The 17,383-nt window shown below is 67.6% G+C and carries 23 protein-coding genes; 21 read left to right on the top strand and 2 right to left on the bottom strand.

Annotated features, from left to right (window positions below; all coding sequences use genetic code 11):
* The first annotated feature begins 4 nt into the window (after window positions 1-4).
* The 17 genes from OG522_RS15415 to truA all read left to right on the top strand — a co-directional run bounded on the left by OG522_RS15415 (window position 5) and on the right by truA (window position 10,936).
* Window positions 5-190, top strand: coding sequence for a type Z 30S ribosomal protein S14 (locus OG522_RS15415; protein WP_003956452.1), 186 nt, complete (start codon window positions 5-7; stop codon window positions 188-190).
* A gap of 223 nt (window positions 191-413) precedes the next feature.
* The gene (rpsH, locus tag OG522_RS15410) at window positions 414-812 is read left to right on the top strand and encodes a 30S ribosomal protein S8 (RefSeq protein WP_329463564.1); all 399 of its coding nucleotides are present in this window, start codon (window positions 414-416) and stop codon (window positions 810-812) included.
* A 21-nt stretch (window positions 813-833) separates the two neighbouring features.
* Window positions 834-1,373, top strand: coding sequence for a 50S ribosomal protein L6 (gene rplF, locus OG522_RS15405; protein ID WP_329463563.1), 540 nt, complete (start codon window positions 834-836; stop codon window positions 1,371-1,373).
* 3 nt (window positions 1,374-1,376) lie between these two features.
* Window positions 1,377-1,760, top strand: a complete 384-nt coding sequence (rplR, locus tag OG522_RS15400; protein WP_028812363.1) for a 50S ribosomal protein L18 — start codon at window positions 1,377-1,379, stop codon at window positions 1,758-1,760.
* Between the two features lie 46 nt (window positions 1,761-1,806).
* A complete protein-coding gene (rpsE, locus tag OG522_RS15395) occupies window positions 1,807-2,409 on the top strand; it encodes a 30S ribosomal protein S5 (protein WP_329463562.1) in 603 nt (200 codons plus the stop codon).
* On the top strand, window positions 2,409-2,591 hold the full coding sequence (gene rpmD, locus OG522_RS15390) for a 50S ribosomal protein L30 (protein WP_329463561.1): 183 nt from the start codon (window positions 2,409-2,411) through the stop codon (window positions 2,589-2,591). The genes rpsE and rpmD overlap by 1 nt, the downstream gene beginning before the upstream one ends.
* A gap of 1 nt (window position 2,592) precedes the next feature.
* A complete protein-coding gene (rplO, locus tag OG522_RS15385; RefSeq protein WP_100578128.1) occupies window positions 2,593-3,048 on the top strand; it encodes a 50S ribosomal protein L15 in 456 nt (151 codons plus the stop codon).
* Between the two features lie 236 nt (window positions 3,049-3,284).
* A complete protein-coding gene (gene secY, locus OG522_RS15380) occupies window positions 3,285-4,598 on the top strand; it encodes a preprotein translocase subunit SecY (RefSeq protein WP_329463560.1) in 1,314 nt (437 codons plus the stop codon).
* Window positions 4,598-5,254, top strand: a complete 657-nt coding sequence (locus OG522_RS15375) for an adenylate kinase (RefSeq protein ID WP_329463559.1) — start codon at window positions 4,598-4,600, stop codon at window positions 5,252-5,254. The genes secY and OG522_RS15375 overlap by 1 nt, the downstream gene beginning before the upstream one ends.
* 423 nt (window positions 5,255-5,677) lie before the next feature.
* Window positions 5,678-6,523 carry a type I methionyl aminopeptidase gene (gene map, locus OG522_RS15370; protein WP_329463558.1) on the top strand — a complete coding sequence of 282 codons (846 nt, stop codon included), beginning with the start codon at window positions 5,678-5,680 and terminating at the stop codon, window positions 6,521-6,523.
* A gap of 232 nt (window positions 6,524-6,755) precedes the next feature.
* Window positions 6,756-6,977: a translation initiation factor IF-1 gene (infA, locus tag OG522_RS15365; protein WP_003956442.1), complete on the top strand. Its 222-nt coding sequence runs from the start codon at window positions 6,756-6,758 to the stop codon at window positions 6,975-6,977.
* A 62-nt stretch (window positions 6,978-7,039) separates the two neighbouring features.
* Entirely contained in the window at window positions 7,040-7,153 is a 114-nt protein-coding gene (gene rpmJ / locus OG522_RS15360; protein ID WP_003956441.1) for a 50S ribosomal protein L36, read from the top strand.
* 189 nt (window positions 7,154-7,342) lie between these two features.
* Window positions 7,343-7,723 carry a 30S ribosomal protein S13 gene (gene rpsM / locus OG522_RS15355; protein ID WP_053727621.1) on the top strand — a complete coding sequence of 127 codons (381 nt, stop codon included), beginning with the start codon at window positions 7,343-7,345 and terminating at the stop codon, window positions 7,721-7,723.
* Window positions 7,724-7,794: 71 nt separating this feature from the next.
* Window positions 7,795-8,199 (top strand): 30S ribosomal protein S11, encoded by a 405-nt coding sequence (gene rpsK / locus OG522_RS15350; RefSeq protein WP_003956432.1) that lies wholly within the window; start codon window positions 7,795-7,797, stop codon window positions 8,197-8,199.
* A 126-nt stretch (window positions 8,200-8,325) separates the two neighbouring features.
* On the top strand, window positions 8,326-9,348 hold the full coding sequence (locus OG522_RS15345; RefSeq protein ID WP_010473911.1) for a DNA-directed RNA polymerase subunit alpha: 1,023 nt from the start codon (window positions 8,326-8,328) through the stop codon (window positions 9,346-9,348).
* Between the two features lie 144 nt (window positions 9,349-9,492).
* Window positions 9,493-9,969 carry a 50S ribosomal protein L17 gene (rplQ, locus tag OG522_RS15340; protein WP_329463557.1) on the top strand — a complete coding sequence of 159 codons (477 nt, stop codon included), beginning with the start codon at window positions 9,493-9,495 and terminating at the stop codon, window positions 9,967-9,969.
* A gap of 85 nt (window positions 9,970-10,054) precedes the next feature.
* A complete protein-coding gene (gene truA / locus OG522_RS15335; RefSeq protein WP_329463556.1) occupies window positions 10,055-10,936 on the top strand; it encodes a tRNA pseudouridine(38-40) synthase TruA in 882 nt (293 codons plus the stop codon).
* On the opposite strand, the gene OG522_RS15330 is transcribed toward truA, so the two are convergent.
* A complete protein-coding gene (locus OG522_RS15330) occupies window positions 10,907-11,749 on the bottom strand; it encodes a hypothetical protein (RefSeq protein WP_329463555.1) in 843 nt (280 codons plus the stop codon). The genes truA and OG522_RS15330 overlap by 30 nt on opposite strands.
* Before the next feature lie 56 nt (window positions 11,750-11,805).
* On the opposite strand from OG522_RS15330, the gene OG522_RS15325 reads away from it, so the two are divergent.
* From OG522_RS15325 to glmM, 4 genes are all read left to right on the top strand, one after another.
* Complete coding sequence (locus tag OG522_RS15325) at window positions 11,806-13,428, top strand: ABC-F family ATP-binding cassette domain-containing protein (protein ID WP_329463554.1); 1,623 nt, start codon at window positions 11,806-11,808, stop codon at window positions 13,426-13,428.
* A 273-nt stretch (window positions 13,429-13,701) separates the two neighbouring features.
* Window positions 13,702-14,145 (top strand): 50S ribosomal protein L13, encoded by a 444-nt coding sequence (rplM, locus tag OG522_RS15320; protein WP_329463553.1) that lies wholly within the window; start codon window positions 13,702-13,704, stop codon window positions 14,143-14,145.
* A 44-nt stretch (window positions 14,146-14,189) separates the two neighbouring features.
* The gene (gene rpsI, locus OG522_RS15315) at window positions 14,190-14,711 is read left to right on the top strand and encodes a 30S ribosomal protein S9 (RefSeq protein ID WP_329463552.1); all 522 of its coding nucleotides are present in this window, start codon (window positions 14,190-14,192) and stop codon (window positions 14,709-14,711) included.
* A 103-nt stretch (window positions 14,712-14,814) separates the two neighbouring features.
* A complete protein-coding gene (gene glmM, locus OG522_RS15310; RefSeq protein WP_329463551.1) occupies window positions 14,815-16,173 on the top strand; it encodes a phosphoglucosamine mutase in 1,359 nt (452 codons plus the stop codon).
* Between the two features lie 88 nt (window positions 16,174-16,261).
* Here the strand turns inward: glmM and coaA are convergent, their stop codons facing one another.
* The gene (gene coaA, locus OG522_RS15305) at window positions 16,262-17,251 is read right to left on the bottom strand and encodes a type I pantothenate kinase (RefSeq protein WP_329463550.1); all 990 of its coding nucleotides are present in this window, start codon (window positions 17,249-17,251) and stop codon (window positions 16,262-16,264) included.
* Between the last annotated feature and the right edge of the window lie 132 nt (window positions 17,252-17,383).

Raw genomic sequence — 17,383 nt, 5'->3', positions numbered from 1 at the left:
CGAGATGGCGAAGAAGGCTCTCATTGCCAAGGCTGCTCGTAAGCCCAAGTTCGGTGTGCGTGCGTACACCCGCTGCCAGCGCTGCGGCCGTCCGCACTCCGTGTACCGCAAGTTCGGCCTGTGCCGCGTGTGCCTCCGTGAGATGGCTCACCGTGGCGAGCTGCCGGGCGTGACCAAGAGCTCCTGGTAATTCCCCTCTGTCCTAAGGGACTTGGGAATTTCCAGACGCTCTCGGTAAGTATCTGGTCGGCGGATGCCCTCCTCCATATGCCGTAGGCTTGTGGGGTTGGGCGTCCGCCGCCCATAACGACTTACTACGCCGTAGGTCCCCGCACCGCACCCGTCCCGCCACTGAGTGGGGAGAGGGATGGCGCATACAGGAAACCGCGGCGAGAGAGGCCGAAGGCCGATTCATGACCATGACTGACCCGATCGCAGACATGCTCACTCGTCTGCGCAACGCTAACTCGGCGTACCACGACACCGTCGTGATGCCGCACAGCAAGATCAAGTCGCACATCGCGGAGATCCTCCAGCAGGAGGGCTTCATCACTGGCTGGAAGGTCGAGGACGCCGAGGTCGGCAAGAACCTCACCCTCGAGCTGAAGTTCGGGCCGAACCGTGAGCGCTCCATCGCGGGCATCAAGCGGATCTCGAAGCCCGGTCTGCGTGTGTACGCGAAGTCCACCAACCTGCCGAAGGTGCTCGGCGGCCTGGGCGTGGCGATCATCTCCACGTCGCACGGTCTGCTCACCGGTCAGCAGGCAGGCAAGAAGGGCGTAGGTGGGGAAGTCCTCGCCTACGTCTGGTAGTCGGGAACGGAGGAAAAGCTAATGTCGCGAATCGGCAAGCTCCCCATCCAGGTTCCCGCCGGTGTGGACGTCACCATCGATGGCCGTACGGTCCACGTGAAGGGCCCCAAGGGTTCCCTCACGCACGCCGTTGCGGCTCCCATCGAGATCGTGAAGGGTGAGGACGGCGTTCTGAACGTCACCCGCCCCAACGACGAGCGTCAGAACAAGGCCCTGCACGGCCTGTCCCGCACGCTGGTGGCCAACATGATCACCGGTGTGACCCAGGGATACACCAAGGCGCTCGAGATCAGCGGTGTCGGTTACCGCGTCCAGGCGAAGGGCTCCAACCTGGAGTTCGCGCTGGGATACAGCCACTCGATCACCGTCGAGGCCCCCGAGGGCATCACCTTCAAGGTCGAGTCGCCCACGAAGCTCAGCGTCGAGGGCATCGACAAGCAGAAGGTCGGCGAGGTCGCCGCCAACATCCGCAAGCTGCGGAAGCCCGACCCGTACAAGGCCAAGGGCGTCAAGTACGCGGGCGAGGTCATCCGCCGCAAGGTCGGAAAGGCGGGTAAGTAAGCCATGGCATACGGTGTGAAGATTGCTAAGGGCGACGCGTACAAGCGCGCTGCCATCAAGCGCCGCCACATCCGCGTGCGCAAGCACGTGTCCGGTACGCCGGAGCGTCCGCGCCTGGTCGTGACGCGCTCCAACCGCAACATCGTGGCTCAGGTCATCGACGACATCGCGGGCCACACGCTCGCGTCGGCGTCGACCCTGGACGCTTCGATCCGTGGTGGCGAGGCCGACAAGAGCGCCCAGGCCCAGCAGGTCGGCGCGCTTGTCGCCGAGCGTGCGAAGGCCGCCGGCGTCGAGGCCGTCGTGTTCGACCGTGGTGGCAACAGGTACGCCGGGCGCATTGCCGCTCTGGCTGACGCCGCCCGCGAAGCCGGGCTGAAGTTCTAAGCCCCGGTTCCGGGACTAACGGACGTAACAGAGAGAGGTAAATCCAATGGCTGGACCCCAGCGCCGCGGAAGCGGTGCCGGTGGCGGCGAGCGGCGGGACCGGAAGGGTCGCGACGGTGGCGCTGCCGCCGAGAAGACCGCCTACGTTGAGCGCGTCGTCGCGATCAACCGCGTTGCCAAGGTTGTCAAGGGTGGTCGCCGCTTCAGCTTCACCGCGCTGGTCGTGGTGGGCGACGGTGACGGCACCGTAGGTGTCGGTTACGGCAAGGCCAAGGAAGTTCCCGCGGCCATCGCCAAGGGCGTCGAGGAAGCCAAGAAGAACTTCTTCAAGGTTCCCCGCATCCAGGGCACCATCCCGCACCCGATCCAGGGCGAGAAGGCCGCGGGCGTCGTCCTGCTGAAGCCTGCTTCCCCCGGTACCGGTGTTATCGCCGGTGGCCCGGTGCGTGCGGTGCTCGAGTGCGCCGGCGTTCACGACATCCTGTCGAAGTCGCTCGGCTCCGACAACGCGATCAACATCGTGCACGCGACCGTGGCAGCCCTCCAGGGCCTGCAGCGTCCCGAGGAGATCGCGGCTCGCCGTGGTCTGCCCCTCGAGGCCGTCGCCCCCGCGGCTCTGCTGCGTGCACGTGCTGGGGCGGGTGCGTAATGTCCCGTCTCAAGATCACGCAGACGAAGTCGTACATCGGTAGCAAGCAGAACCACCGCGACACCCTGCGTTCGCTCGGGCTCAAGCGCCTGAACGACGTGGTTGTCAAGGAGGACCGCCCCGAGTTCCGCGGCATGGTGCAGACCGTCCGCCACCTCGTGACGGTTGAGGAGGTTGACTGACATGGGTGAGAACAGCCCGCTGAAGGCCCACAACCTCCGTCCTGCCCCGGGTGCCAAGACCGCCAAGACCCGTGTGGGTCGTGGTGAGGCGTCCAAGGGTAAGACCGCAGGTCGTGGTACCAAGGGTACGAAGGCCCGTTACCAGGTTCCGGAGCGCTTCGAGGGTGGCCAGATGCCCCTCCACATGCGTCTTCCGAAGCTGAAGGGCTTCAAGAACCCGTTCCGCACCGAGTACCAGGTCGTGAACCTGGACAAGCTCGGCGCTCTCTACCCCGAGGGTGGAGAGGTCACGGTGGCCGACCTGGTCGCCAAGGGCGCGGTGCGCAAGAACAGCCTCGTCAAGGTCCTGGGCCAGGGCGAGATCTCCGTGGCGCTGCAGGTGACGGTTGACGCCGTCTCCGGCTCCGCCAAGGAGAAGATTGCCGCTGCCGGCGGCACCGTCACCGAGCTTGTCTGAGACAGCTTGATGGCTTGAACATCCGACCGGGGATGCCTCTCATATGGGGCATCCCCGGTTGGTCGTTCCTAGGGGGGCACGCTCGCCGGTAAGGTGGCGTGCACTGTCTAAGTTCCGTGCTGTGTGCCTGGACGGCTACCGCACGGATTTTTGGCAGGTCAAGACTTTCCATCCTTATTCGTCGATCCTCAAGACCGTCACCCTGACGCACTTGCGCGGGGGTCGCAGGAGGCACCGTGCTCACCGCGTTCGCCCAGGCGTTCAAGACGCCTGACCTGCGCAAGAAGCTGCTCTTCACACTCGGCATCATCGTGATCTACCGGCTCGGTACGCATGTGCCGATGCCCGGCGTGAGCTACAAGAACGTGCAGACCTGTGTGGACCAGGCTCAGCAGAACAGCGGTCTGTTCGGCCTGGTGAACATGTTCAGTGGCGGTGCGCTGCTGCAGATCACGATCTTCGCGCTCGGCATCATGCCGTACATCACGGCGAGCATCATTCTGCAGCTGCTGACCGTGGTGATCCCACGCCTGGAAGCCCTCAAGAAGGAGGGGCAGGCGGGCACGGCCAAGATCACGCAGTACACGCGTTATCTGACCGTCGCGCTGGCGATCCTCCAGGGCACCGGTCTGGTGGCCACCGCCCGCAGCGGTGCGCTCTTCAACGGCTGCCAGGTGGCCACCGAGATCATTCCGAACCGCTCGATCTTCACCACCATCACGATGGTCGTCACGATGACCGCCGGTACCGCCGCCGTCATGTGGCTCGGTGAGCTCATCACCGACAAGGGCATCGGCAACGGCATGTCGATCCTGATGTTCATCTCGATCGCCTCCAGCTTCCCCAGCTCCCTGTGGACCATCAAGAAGCAGGGTCACCTGGCGGGCGGCTGGATCGAGTTCGGCACCGTGATCCTCGTCGGCCTCGTCATGGTCGGGCTCGTGGTCTTCGTCGAACAGGCCCAGCGGCGCATCCCGGTGCAGTACGCGAAGCGCATGATCGGCCGCCGGTCCTACGGCGGAACCTCGACCTACATCCCGTTGAAGGTCAACCAGGCCGGTGTGATCCCGGTCATCTTCGCCTCGTCGCTGCTCTACATTCCGGCGCTGATCGTCCAGTTCTCGAACTCGACGGCGGGCTGGGCGACCTGGATCAAGGACAACTTGACCAAGGGCGACCATCCTTACTACATCGTCAGCTACTTCCTGCTGATCGTTTTCTTCGCGTTCTTCTACGTGGCGATCTCGTTCAACCCCGAGGAAGTCGCCGACAACATGAAGAAGTATGGTGGCTTCATCCCGGGCATCCGGGCTGGCCGACCGACCGCTGAGTACCTGAGTTACGTACTCAACCGGATCACCTGGCCGGGGTCGCTGTATCTGGGGCTGATCGCGCTCGTACCGACAATGGCGTTGATCATCTTCGGCGGTGTCCAGAGCTTCCCGCTCGGCGGGACGAGCATCCTCATCATCGTGGGTGTGGGTCTGGAAACCGTTAAGCAGATCGAGAGCCAGCTTCAGCAGCGCAATTACGAAGGGTTCCTCCGCTGATGCGAATCGTCCTCGTCGGACCGCCCGGTGCAGGCAAGGGAACGCAGGCCGCGTTCCTTGCCCAGAACCTGGCGATCCCGCACATCTCCACGGGCGACCTCTTCCGTGCCAACATCAGCCAGGGCACGGACCTCGGCAAGCAGGCGAAGGCGTACATGGACGCCGGCAACCTGGTGCCGGACGAGGTCACCATCGGGATGGCCAAGGACCGCATGGAAGCACCGGACGCCGAGAACGGCTTCCTTCTCGACGGCTTCCCGCGCAACGTGGTCCAGGCCGAAGCGCTCGACGAGGTGCTGAAGGCGGACGGCGTGAAGCTGGACGCGGTGCTCGACCTGGAAGTCCCCGAGGACGAGGTCGTCAAGCGGATCGCCGGTCGGCGCATCTGCCGCAACGAGAGCGCGCACGTCTTCCACGTGGCGTACAACGCCCCGAAGCAGGACGGCGTGTGCGACAAGTGCGGCGGCGAGCTGTACCAGCGCGGCGACGACACCGAGGAGACCGTGCGCAAGCGGCTTGAGGTCTACCACAGCGAGACCGAGCCGATCATCGACTACTACCGCGCGCAGGGGCTGGTCATCACCATCTCCGCGCTGGGCAAGGTCGACGAAGTCACCAAGAAGGCGATGGACGCGTTGCGCCGCGAAGCGGCGTAGTCGCATTCAGCGCGCTGCCTGCGGCCGCGGTGCCCCTCCTGGGGTGCTGCGGCCGTTTTGCGTGTGCGGGCTGGTGGTCGTTTCCTGGGGCTCCGCCCCAGACCCCGTATCGCGCCTTGAGGGCGCTCGTCCTCAAACTCCCCCAAGGCCTTAAGGGCCAGGGGACCCCCATGACGGGCTGGGTATGGCTGTACCCGGTCCTGCCAGGGGCGCGGGGAACTGCGCGAGACGTGGGCACGGTCCGCAGCCGACGACGGGTTTTGGGGGCGCGGGGAACTGCGCGGGCAATCCCGCACGGTCCGTGCTGGGAGGGCGCGCGGGGCTCTGCCCCGGTCGAGCGGGCCGGGCTGCCCGGTCAAGGGTGGACAGGGAAGCCTTATCGTTGGGGTGACCCGTACCTGTCCAGAAAGGCGTGAGCCGCACATGGTGGAGATCAAGACCCCCGAGCAGATCGCGAAGATGCGTGAGGCGGGGCTGGTCGTCGCCGCGATCCACGCCGCCACCCGCGAGGCCGCGGTGCCCGGGTCCACGACGAAGGACCTGGACGAGGTCGCCCGCAAGGTCATCGCCGAGCACGGCGCCAAGTCGAACTTCCTCGGGTACGGCGGCTTCCCCGCCACCATCTGCACCTCGGTCAACGAGGTCGTCGTGCACGGCATCCCGGACGACAAGACCGTCCTCAAGGACGGCGACATCATCTCCATCGACGCCGGCGCGATCATCGACGGCTGGCACGGCGACGCCGCGTACACCGCGTTCGTGGGCTCCGGCCACGCGCCGGAGCTGGTCGAGCTCTCGCGGGTGACCGAGGAGTCGATGTGGGCCGGCATCGCCGCGGTGAAGAAGGGCAACAAGCTCGTCGACGTCTCGCGCGCGATCGAGTCGTACATCCGCCGCCAGCCGCGCCCCTCGACCGGTAAGTACGGGATCGTCGAGGACTACGGGGGCCACGGCATCGGTTCCGAGATGCACATGGACCCGCACCTGCTGAACTACGTCGACAAGCGCCGCATGCTGGGCCGCCACAACCCGAAGCTCATCCCCGGCTTCTGCCTGGCCATCGAGCCGATGGTCTCGCTGGGCACGCCGCGCACCGAGGTGCTTGAGGACGACTGGACGGTCATCACGACCGACGGTTCCTGGTCCTCGCACTGGGAGCACTCGGTCGCGCTGACCGAGAACGGCCCGCTGGTGCTGACCATGCCGGACGGCGGCAAGGCGAAGCTGGCGGAGTATGGCATCACGACGGCGCCGGATCCGCTGGCCTGACGCGGTCCTGATCCGTGGCCGCTCGAAGCTCGTGAGGCGCCCCGGCGCCGAGCCCGCGAGAGCGGCGTCAGGGATGGGGCTCCGCCGCGTAACGATCTCCGCGTCGGGGCAGACTCATCTGATTCGTCTTTTCGGGTGCCCTGACGTAGACTGATGCGTCGGCTCTCGTGTACCCGTGTGTCCACACACGGCTGCGGGAGTCGATCAAGGTAGCCGATTCGAAAGGCGAAGCGTGGCCAAGAAGCAAGGTGCCATCGAAATCGAGGGCACCGTGATCGAGTCCCTCCCGAACGCCATGTTCAAGGTGGAACTCCAGAACGGTCACAAGGTCCTCGCGCACATCAGCGGCAAGATGCGGATGCACTACATCCGTATCCTCCCGGATGACCGGGTTGTGGTGGAGCTTTCTCCCTACGACCTGACGCGTGGCCGGATCGTCTACCGGTACAAGTAGATCTTGCCCGCGCCGCTTGTTCCCAGGCGGCGGTGGCACTGACCCGGAGAACCTGACATCCCATGAAGGTCAAGCCGAGCGTCAAGAAGATCTGCGACAAGTGCAAGGTGATCCGCCGTCACGGCCGGGTCATGGTCATCTGCGACAACCTGCGCCACAAGCAGCGCCAGGGCTGACGCACGCCGACCGACCTGCACTTCGCAGTTCTTCCCGCGACGCGAGCAAAACGTACATACGCAGCACCCACCTGGCCGGTTTCCCCGGCTGGTGACACCTCCGGCGGGGGCCGGGGACCCGAAACGTACCTAGTACGGCGGTCGGGAGCGGTACTGCGGAAGACCCCCGAAAACAACTGGAGCCAGTAAATGGCACGCGTTTCCGGTGTTGACATCCCGCGCGAAAAGCGTGTGGAGATCGCACTCACCTACGTCTTCGGTATCGGGCGCACCCGGTCCAAGGAGATCCTCGCCTCGACGGGCGTGAACCCGAACACCCGCGTTCGTGACCTGGCCGAAGAGGACCTGGTCAAGATCCGCGAGTACGTGGACGCCAACCTCCGTACCGAGGGTGACCTTCGCCGTGAGGTTGCCGCCGACATCCGCCGCAAGGTCGAGATCGGCTGCTACCAGGGTCTGCGCCACCGTCGTGGTCTGCCGGTCCACGGTCAGCGCACCAGCACGAACGCTCGTACCCGCAAGGGCCCGCGTCGCGCCATCGCCGGTAAGAAGAAGCCGGGCAAGAAGTAGTCCACAGCGGACGCTTTTCAGCGGTCTTCGCTGTAGGACCGATCACCTCCCCTCTCCAGCTGGAGTAAGACATGCCCCCCAAGGGTCGTCAGGGCGCTGCCAAGAAGGTGCGCCGCAAGGAAAAGAAGAACGTCGCTCACGGCCACGCGCACATCAAGAGCACGTTCAACAACACCATCGTCTCGATCACGGACCCCTCGGGCAACGTGATCTCCTGGGCGTCCGCCGGCCACGTCGGCTTCAAGGGCTCCCGCAAGTCGACTCCGTTCGCCGCGCAGATGGCCGCCGAGTCGGCCGCCCGCCGCGCGCAGGAGCACGGCATGCGCAAGGTTGACGTCTTCGTCAAGGGCCCGGGTTCGGGTCGCGAGACCGCCATCCGTTCGCTTCAGGCGACCGGTCTTGAGGTCGGCTCCATCCAGGACGTCACCCCCACGCCGCACAACGGCTGCCGCCCGCCCAAGCGCCGCCGCGTCTGACGCACGGCTGCTTGTACAGGTTTTCGGGCGGTACGGCTCCTTCGAGGCGTGCCGCCCGTACCCTTGCAGTACGCAGTACCCAGCAGGGCATCAAATAGTGGGTGCCCATGACTGAAGGATCTCCTCATGCTTATCGCTCAGCGCCCCTCGCTGACCGAAGAGGTTGTTGACGAGTACCGCTCGCGGTTCGTCATCGAGCCCCTGGAGCCGGGCTTCGGCTACACGCTCGGCAACTCCCTGCGTCGTACGCTCCTCTCCTCGATTCCCGGCGCCGCTGTCACCAGCATCCGGATCGACGGTGTCCTGCACGAGTTCACCACCGTGCCGGGCGTCAAGGAGGACGTCACCGACCTCATCCTGAACATCAAGCAGCTGGTCGTCTCCTCGGAGCACGACGAGCCGGTCGTGATGTACCTGCGCAAGCAGGGTCCCGGCCTGGTCACCGCTGCTGACATCGCCCCGCCGGCCGGTGTCGAGGTGCACAACCCCGACCTGGTGCTCGCCACGCTCAACGGCAAGGGCAAGCTGGAGATGGAGCTGACCGTCGAGCGCGGTCGCGGCTACGTCTCCGCCGTGCAGAACAAGCAGCTGGGCCAGGAGATCGGCCGCATTCCGGTCGACTCCATCTACTCCCCGGTGCTCAAGGTCACGTACAAGGTCGAGGCGACCCGTGTCGAGCAGCGCACCGACTTCGACAAGCTGATCGTCGACGTCGAGACCAAGCAGGCCATGCGTCCCCGTGACGCCATGGCTTCGGCCGGTAAGACCCTGGTCGAGCTGTTCGGTCTGGCGCGCGAGCTCAACATCGACGCCGAGGGCATCGACATGGGCCCGTCCCCCACGGACGCCGCCCTCGCCGCTGACCTGGCGCTGCCGATCGAGGAGCTTGAGCTCACCGTTCGGTCGTACAACTGCCTCAAGCGTGAGGGCATCCACTCCGTGGGTGAACTCGTGGCGCGCTCCGAGGCCGACCTGCTCGACATCCGCAACTTCGGTGCGAAGTCGATCGACGAGGTCAAGGCGAAGCTGGCCGGAATGGGCCTCGCGCTGAAGGACTCGCCGCCCGGATTCGACCCGACCGCCGCTGCCGACGCCTTCGGCGCCGACGACGACGCGGATGCGGGCTTCGTGGAGACCGAGCAGTACTGACGGTCTTCGTCTGCGGGCCGGCTTCGGCTGGTCGCGCAGTTCCCCGCGCCCCTTACGGGGCGCGGGTCTCCGACAGGCATCCGCCTGCTCGGACACTGACATCGGTACCTCATACGGCCGGTGCAGATCACTAGGAGAAACACCATGCCGCGTCCCGCAAAGGGTGCCCGTCTGGGCGGCAGCGCCGCGCACGAGCGTCTGCTCCTCGCCAACCTGGCGAAGTCGCTCTTCGAGCACGGCCGCATCACGACGACCGAGGCCAAGGCCCGCCGCCTGCGTCCGGTCGCCGAGCGCCTGATCACCAAGGCGAAGAAGGGCGACATCCACAACCGTCGCCTGGTGCTGCAGACGATCACCGACAAGGGCATCGTCCACACCCTCTTCACCGAGATCGCGCCCCGCTACGAGGAGCGTCCGGGTGGCTACACCCGTATCACCAAGATCGGCAACCGCCGTGGTGACAACGCGCCCATGGCCGTGATCGAGCTGGTCGAGGGCGAGATCGCCAAGAAGGCGACCGTTGCCGAGGCCGAGGCCGCCACCGTGCGCGCCGTCAAGGAGTCCGACGCCAAGGCCGCTGAGGCCGAGGTCGCCGAGGACGCCGAGGCGAAGGACGCGTAAGCGTTCTGAAGGCTGGTGAACGGGCCCGTTCCCTTCGGGGGGCGGGCCCGTTCTGCTGTGTGGATGCTTCGAGAGGAACTATCACGTGAGTGACGAGGTGCAGCCCGGCTTCGTGCGGGTGCGGCTTGACCTGTCGTACGACGGCAAGGACTTCTCCGGCTGGGCCAAGCAGCCCGGCGGCCGGCGGACCGTCCAGGGCGAGATCGAGGGAGCGCTGCGCACGGTCACGCGCTCGGACCGGACGTACGACCTGACCGTCGCCGGGCGCACGGACTCCGGGGTGCACGCGCGCGGACAGGTCGCGCACGTCGACCTCCCCGAGGACGTGTGGGCCGAGCACCGCGAGAAGCTGCTGCGTCGCCTCGCCGGGCGGCTGCCGCACGATGTGCGGATCTGGCGCGCCGCCGAGGCCCCGAGCGGTTTCAACGCGCGGTTCTCGGCCATCTGGCGCCGCTACGCGTACCGGGTGACCGACAACCCCGGCGGCGTCGACCCGCTGCTGCGCGGTCATGTCCTGTGGCACGACTGGGAGTTGGACGTCGACGCCATGAACGCGGCCTCCGCCGCACTGCTCGGCGAGCACGACTTCGCGGCGTACTGCAAGAGGCGCGAGGGCGCCACCACCATCCGTACGCTCCAGGAGCTGTCCTGGACGCGCGGCGAGGGCGGCGTCATCACCGCGACCGTGCGCGCGGACGCCTTCTGCCACAACATGGTGCGCTCGCTGGTCGGTGCGCTGCTGTACGTCGGGGACGGGCACCGGGGCGTCGAGTGGCCCGGCAAGGTCCTCGCGGCGGCGGTGCGCGACTCCTCCGTGCACGTGGTGAAGCCGCACGGGCTCACCCTGGAGGAAGTCGGCTACCCAGCCGACGAGTTGCTCGCCGAGCGCAGCAGGCAGGCGCGGAACATGCGGACCCTGCCCCTGATTGACGGTGCGTCAGGTGGCGGGGACGGCGGCTGCTGCTGAGGCCTGGTTGCGGCCGCGGGCGACGATCTGATCGAAGGTGAACTTCGCGAGGTCGTCGCCCGCCGTGAAGACGCCCGCGTCGCCCTGGGTGACGTTCTTCCCGTTGGCGAAGCCGCCGGTGGTGAAGTAGGCGTACCGGCCATAGGAGTTGGTGGTCTGGCGGCAGACCGAACCGCCCCGGCAGAAGGTGTTCACGCCCGAGCCGGACAGCGAGGCCACGCCGCCGGAGGCCTGGTCCTTGGCCTTCTTCGCCTGGACGTCGGTGTCGAAGACCGCGACGCCGATGGTGACCGCGACCCCGTCCTTGGTGTACGTGGCCCGGATGAGCTGGCGGCAGCCGTTGCCGTTGAGGGCGGAGCCGAGCGCGCCCTGGGTGGCCGAGGAGCAGTCGGTGACCCTGTCGGTGGGGCCCTTGACGTACACGCCGCTGCCCAGTGTCAGGCTCGTGCCCGGGAAGAGGGTGTCGGCGCTCAGCGGCGCCTTGTCCTTCTTCGCGTCCGCGACGTAGTCGTACGGGTTGGGCGGGGGAGGCGGGGCCACCTTGGAGAACGAGGGCCCAGGCTGGGCGCTGTTGCTGGGCAGCGCCGGGGGAGAGGGCAGCTGGTCGGCGGACTTGCCGTCGTCCTTCGAACCCGAGGTGACGATCACCGTGGCCACGACCGCGACGACCACCGCCGTCGCCACCGTGCCGCCCCCGATGAACAGCCACTTCCTGCGTCTGCTGCGCGCGGCCGACTGGTCGGCGAGCGCCGCCCAGTCGGGTGTCTGCTGATCCCCCGGGCCCCACCCGGGTCCCCCATGCCCAAAGCTCATGCCGCGCATCCTAATTCGATTGTTCAGGGGGGCAGGGCCTGGGTGACAATCCGCCCATGGGACATCTAGAGGCTGCACACCTGGAGTACTACCTGCCGGACGGGCGGGTGCTGCTCGGCGATGCTTCGTTCCGGGTGGCGGAGGGCTCGGTGGTGGCCCTGGTCGGCGCCAACGGGGCCGGCAAGACGACGCTGCTGCGCATGATCTCCGGGGAGCTCAAGCCGCACGGCGGCTCGGTGTCCGTGAGCGGCGGGCTCGGTGTGATGCCGCAGTTCGTCGGCTCCGTACGAGATGAGCGCACGGTGCGTGACCTGCTCGTCTCCGTCGCGCAGCCGCGCATCCGGAAGGCCGCGGCCGAGGTGGACGCGGCCGAGCACCTGATCATGACGGTGGACGACGAAGCCGCGCAGATGCAGTACGCCCAGGCGCTCAGCGACTGGGCGGAGGCGCACGGCTACGAGGCCGAGACGGTCTGGGACATGTGCACCATGGCCGCGCTCGGGATGCCGTACGACAAGGCCCAGTTCCGCGAGGTGCGCACGCTCAGCGGTGGCGAGCAGAAGCGTCTCGTGCTCGAAGCGCTCCTGCGCGGGCCCGACGAGGTGCTGCTCCTGGACGAGCCGGACAACTATCTGGACGTGCCGGGCAAGCGCTGGCTTGAGGAGCGGCTGCGGGAGACCCGCAAGACCGTCCTGTTCGTCTCGCACGACCGGGAGCTGCTTTCCCGGGCCGCCGAGCGGATCGTGAGCCTGGAGCCGAGCCCCGCTGGGACGGACGTGTGGGTGCACGGCGCCGGATTCGGGACCTACCACGAGGCCCGCCGGGAGCGGTTCGCGCGCTTCGAGGAGCTCAAGCGGCGCTGGGACGAGGAGCACGCGCGTCTCAAGGCGCTGGTGCTGCGGCTGCGCAACCAGGCCGCGATCAGCCCGGACATGGCCTCGCGCTACCACGCGATGCAGACCCGCTTCAAGAAGTTCGAGGAGGCGGGCCCGCCGCCGGAGCCGCCGCGCGAGCAGGACATCCGGATGCGGCTGCGCGGTGGCCGTACCGGTGTGCGCGCCCTGACCTGCGAGAACCTTGAGCTGACCGGGCTGATGAAGCCGTTCTCGCTTGAGGTGTTCTACGGCGAGCGGGTGGCGGTGCTCGGCTCCAACGGCTCGGGGAAGTCGCACTTCCTGCGGCTGCTCGCGGGGGACGCGTCGGTGGCGTACACCGGGAGCTGGAAGCTGGGGGCGCGGGTCGTGCCCGGTCACTTCGCGCAGACCCACGCGCACCCCGAGCTCCTTGGTCGCACGCTCGTCGACATCCTGTGGAGCGAGCACGCCAAGGACCGCGGGGCCGCGATGTCGGTGCTGCGGCGCTACGAGCTGGAGCGGCAGGGGGACCAGCCCTTCGAGAAGCTCTCCGGCGGCCAGCAGGCCCGCTTCCAGATCCTGCTCCTGGAGCTGGCCGGCACGACCGCGCTGCTTCTGGACGAGCCGACGGACAACCTGGACCTGGAGTCGGCGGAGGCGCTCCAGGACGGACTGGAGTCGTACGACGGCACGGTGCTCGCGGTGACCCACGACCGCTGGTTCTCGAAGACGTTCGACCGCTATCTGGTGTTCGGCTCGGACGGAGTGGTGCGGGAGACGACGGAGCCCGTGTGGGACGAGCGGCGGGTGGAGCGGGCGCGGTAGCCGTTTGCGCAGGCCAGGGCCCGAAGCGGCCGATTCCGGCGAGCTGGCGTCCGGGCGGTTTTGACCCGCCCGGGGGCACCCGGGTATTCTTGCGGTTTGTTATGCGTATTGGCTTGGTCGTTCTCACGCGAGGGGCCCTTACGTAGGTTCTCTGGAGCAGTTACCAGTGGCTCGCATACGGGCAGCGTCCCCGGCATTGTGAGTCCCAGCTGCATATCGCTTCAGGGTGCAATGTGTCTGGACCCCATCCACTGAAGAAGCGAAGGCTACGAAGTGCGTACGTACAGCCCCAAGCCCGGCGACATCACTCGCCAGTGGCACGTCATTGACGCCCAGGACGTCGTCCTGGGTCGTCTGGCGACCACCGCTGCGAACCTCCTCCGGGGCAAGCACAAGCCCGTCTATGCACCGCACATGGACATGGGTGACTTCGTCATCATCATCAACGCCGACAAGGTTCACCTGTCCGGCAACAAGAAGACCCAGAAGATGGCGTACCGCCACTCCGGCTACCCGGGCGGTCTCCGCTCGGTGCGCTACGACGACCTCCTGGCGAACAACCCGGAGAAGGCCGTCGAGAAGGCCATCAAGGGCATGATCCCCAAGAACACCCTGGGCCGTCAGATGCTCTCGAAGCTGAAGGTCTACTCGGGCGACCAGCACCCCCACGCTGCCCAGCAGCCGGTGCCGTTCGAGATCACCCAGGTCGCGCAGTAGTTCCGGCCACACCCCCTAAGACAGAAAAGAATCTGAGGAGAATCGTGGCCGAGACCACCGTTGAGCAGCCGGTCGAAGAGACTGAGCTCGTCGACATCGAGAACTACACCACCGAGTCCGAGGTGCCCGTCGAGGGCGAGTACACCTCCGAGTCGCTGGCGTCCCGCTTCGGTGACCCCCAGCCGGCCGCCGGCCTGGGTCGTCGCAAGAACGCCATCGCCCGCGTCCGGATCGTCCCGGGCACCGGCAAGTGGAAGATCAACGGGCGTACGCTCGAGGACTACTTCCCGAACAAGGTCCACCAGCAGGAAGTCAACGAGCCCTTCAAGGTGCTCGAGCTCGACAACCGCTACGACGTCATCGCCCGCATCTCGGGTGGCGGCGTGTCCGGTCAGGCCGGCGCCCTGCGTCTCGGTGTGGCCCGCGCGCTGAACGAGGCCGACGTGGACAACAACCGCGGCGTCCTCAAGAAGGCCGGCTTCCTCTCCCGCGACGACCGTGCGGTCGAGCGCAAGAAGGCCGGTCTCAAGAAGGCCCGCAAGGCTCCGCAGTACAGCAAGCGCTAAATCCGCGCCTGCCCGTACGGCTTTCGTTCGCCCCGGCAGCACGTTCCGTGCTGCCGGGGCGTTCGTCTATCACCTGGCACATTGAGGTTTTCGGAGGACAGACGTGGGACGACTCTTCGGCACGGACGGCGTGCGCGGTGTCGCCAACTCGGATCTGACGGCTGAGCTCGCGCTCGGCCTGTCGGTCGCTGCGGCGCACGTGCTCGCCGAGGCGGGCACCTTCGAGGGGCATCGACCGACCGCCGTGGTCGGCCGTGACCCCCGGGCGTCGGGAGAGTTCCTGGAGGCCGCGGTCGTCGCGGGCCTCGCGAGCGCGGGCGTGGACGTCCTGCGCGTCGGTGTGCTGCCCACCCCCGCGGTGGCGTACCTCACCGGGGCGCTGGGCGCCGACCTCGGCGTGATGCTCTCGGCGAGCCACAACGCCATGCCGGACAACGGCGTCAAGTTCTTCGCGCGCGGCGGCCACAAGCTGGCCGACGAGCTGGAGGACCGCATCGAGTCCATCTACGAGCAGCACCGCACGGGCGCCCCGTGGGAGCGTCCGACCGGCGCCGGCGTGGGTCGCGTCCGGTCGTACGGCGAGGGCTTCGACCGGTACGTCGCGCACCTCATCGGGGTGCTGCCCAACCGCCTCGACGGGCTGAAGGTCGTCCTGGACGAGGCGCACGGCGCGGCCGCGCGGGTCTCGCCCGAGGCGTTCACGCGGGCCGGTGCCGAGATCGTCACGATCGGTGCCGAGCCGGACGGGCTCAACATCAACGACGGTTGCGGCTCCACCCACCTCGACCTCCTCAAGGCGGCCGTCGTGGAGCACGGCGCGGACCTCGGCATCGCGCACGACGGCGACGCCGACCGCTGCCTGGCCGTGGACGCCGAGGGCAACGAGGTCGACGGCGACCAGATCCTCGCCGTCCTCGCCCTCGCCATGCGCGAGGCGGGCACGCTGCGCGGCAACACCGTCGTCGGCACCGTCATGTCCAACCTGGGCTTCAAGATCGCCATGGAGCGCGAGGGCATCCAGCTCGTCCAGACCGGGGTCGGTGACCGCTACGTCCTGGAGTCGATGAAGGAGCACGGATACGCGCTCGGCGGCGAGCAGTCCGGCCACGTGATCATCCTCGACCACGCGACGACCGGTGACGGCACGCTGACCGGTCTGATGCTGGCCGCCCGCCTCGCCGCGACCCGTCGCACGCTCGCCGACCTCGCCGGGGTCATGGAGCGGCTGCCGCAGGTCCTGGTGAACGTCCCCGACGTCGACAAGTCCCGGGTCACCACCTCCGCCGAGCTGGGTGTCGCGGTCGCCGAGGCCGAGCGGGAGCTGGGCGCCACCGGCCGGGTGCTGCTTCGCCCCTCCGGCACCGAGCCGCTGGTCCGCGTCATGGTCGAGGCCGCCGACATCGAGCAGGCCCGCTCGGTCGCCGGTCGTCTCGCCGATGTGGTCAAGTCCGCACTGGGCTAAGGAAGTTGGCGCGTGCGCCGGTCGCCCGGAGAGGTTCCGGGCGACCGGCGCACGCGTGTTTTCGGAGCCGTCCGGATCCGGGGAGCCTTCAGAGCTTGCGCAGCGAGATCTTCTGGATCTTGTGGTCGGGTCCCTTGCGCACGACGAGCGTGGCCCGCCCGCGCGTGGGCGCCACGTTCTCCACCAGGTTGGGCCGGTTGATGGTCCGCCAGGTCGTCCGCGCGTAGTCCAGCGCCTCGTCCTCGGAGACCTGGGTGTACTTGCGGAAGTACGAGAAGGGGTTCTGGAAGGCGGTCTCGCGCAGCTTGCGGAACCGGTTCAGGTACCAGGTCTCGATGTCCTCGGTGCGGGCGTCGACGTACACGCTGAAGTCGAAGTAGTCCGCGAGTCCGACCCGGGTGCGGCCGTCCTGGCCGGGCAGGGCGGGCTGGAGGACGTTGAGGCCCTCCACGATCAGGATGTCGGGGCGGCGCACCACGAGCCGCTCGTCCGGCACGATGTCGTAGATCAGGTGCGAGTAGACGGGCGCCGTGACCTCGTCCTTGCCCGCCTTGATGTCCGCGACGAACCGGGTCAGCGCCCTGCGGTCGTACGACTCGGGGAAGCCCTTGCGCGACATCAGGCCGCGGCGCTGGAGTTCGGCCATCGGGTACAGGAAGCCGTCGGTGGTGACCAGCTCCACCCGGGGGTGCTCGGGCCACCTGGCCAGCAGCGCCTGGAGCAGGCGGGCCACGGTCGACTTGCCGACCGCGACCGAGCCCGCCACGCCTATGACGAACGGGGTGCCGTGCTGGGTGCCGTGCCCGTTGCCCGCGTCGCCGAGGAAGGTGTTCAGCGCGCCGCGCAGATTGGCGGTGGCCCCCACGTACAGGTTGAGCAGGCGCGACAGCGGCAGGTAGATGTCCCGCACCTCGTCGAGGTCGATGACGTCGCCGAGCCCGCGCAGCCGCTCGACCTCGTCGGCGGTCAGCGGCAGCGGCGTCTTGTCGCGCAGGGCGCTCCACTCTGCGCGGGTCAGGTCCACGTAGGGAGTCGCCTCCGGCTTGCGGTGGGCGCTCCGTGGCGGCGAAGTGATCACCTCCCCATTGTGGGTGGTCCGGCTCCCCCGTGGGGGGTGGGGTGGGTCACGTGGAGCAGGGGGTTTCGGGTGGGCCACGGCCGGATTGTGGCGTCCGGGCACAAACCGGCCGTAGGTCTCGACGGGGTGCCC

Origin of the sequence: Streptomyces sp. NBC_01431 (genome assembly GCF_036231355.1) — a bacterium.
GTDB lineage: Bacteria > Actinomycetota > Actinomycetes > Streptomycetales > Streptomycetaceae > Streptomyces.
This window is presented reverse-complemented; position numbering and strand designations above follow the sequence as displayed.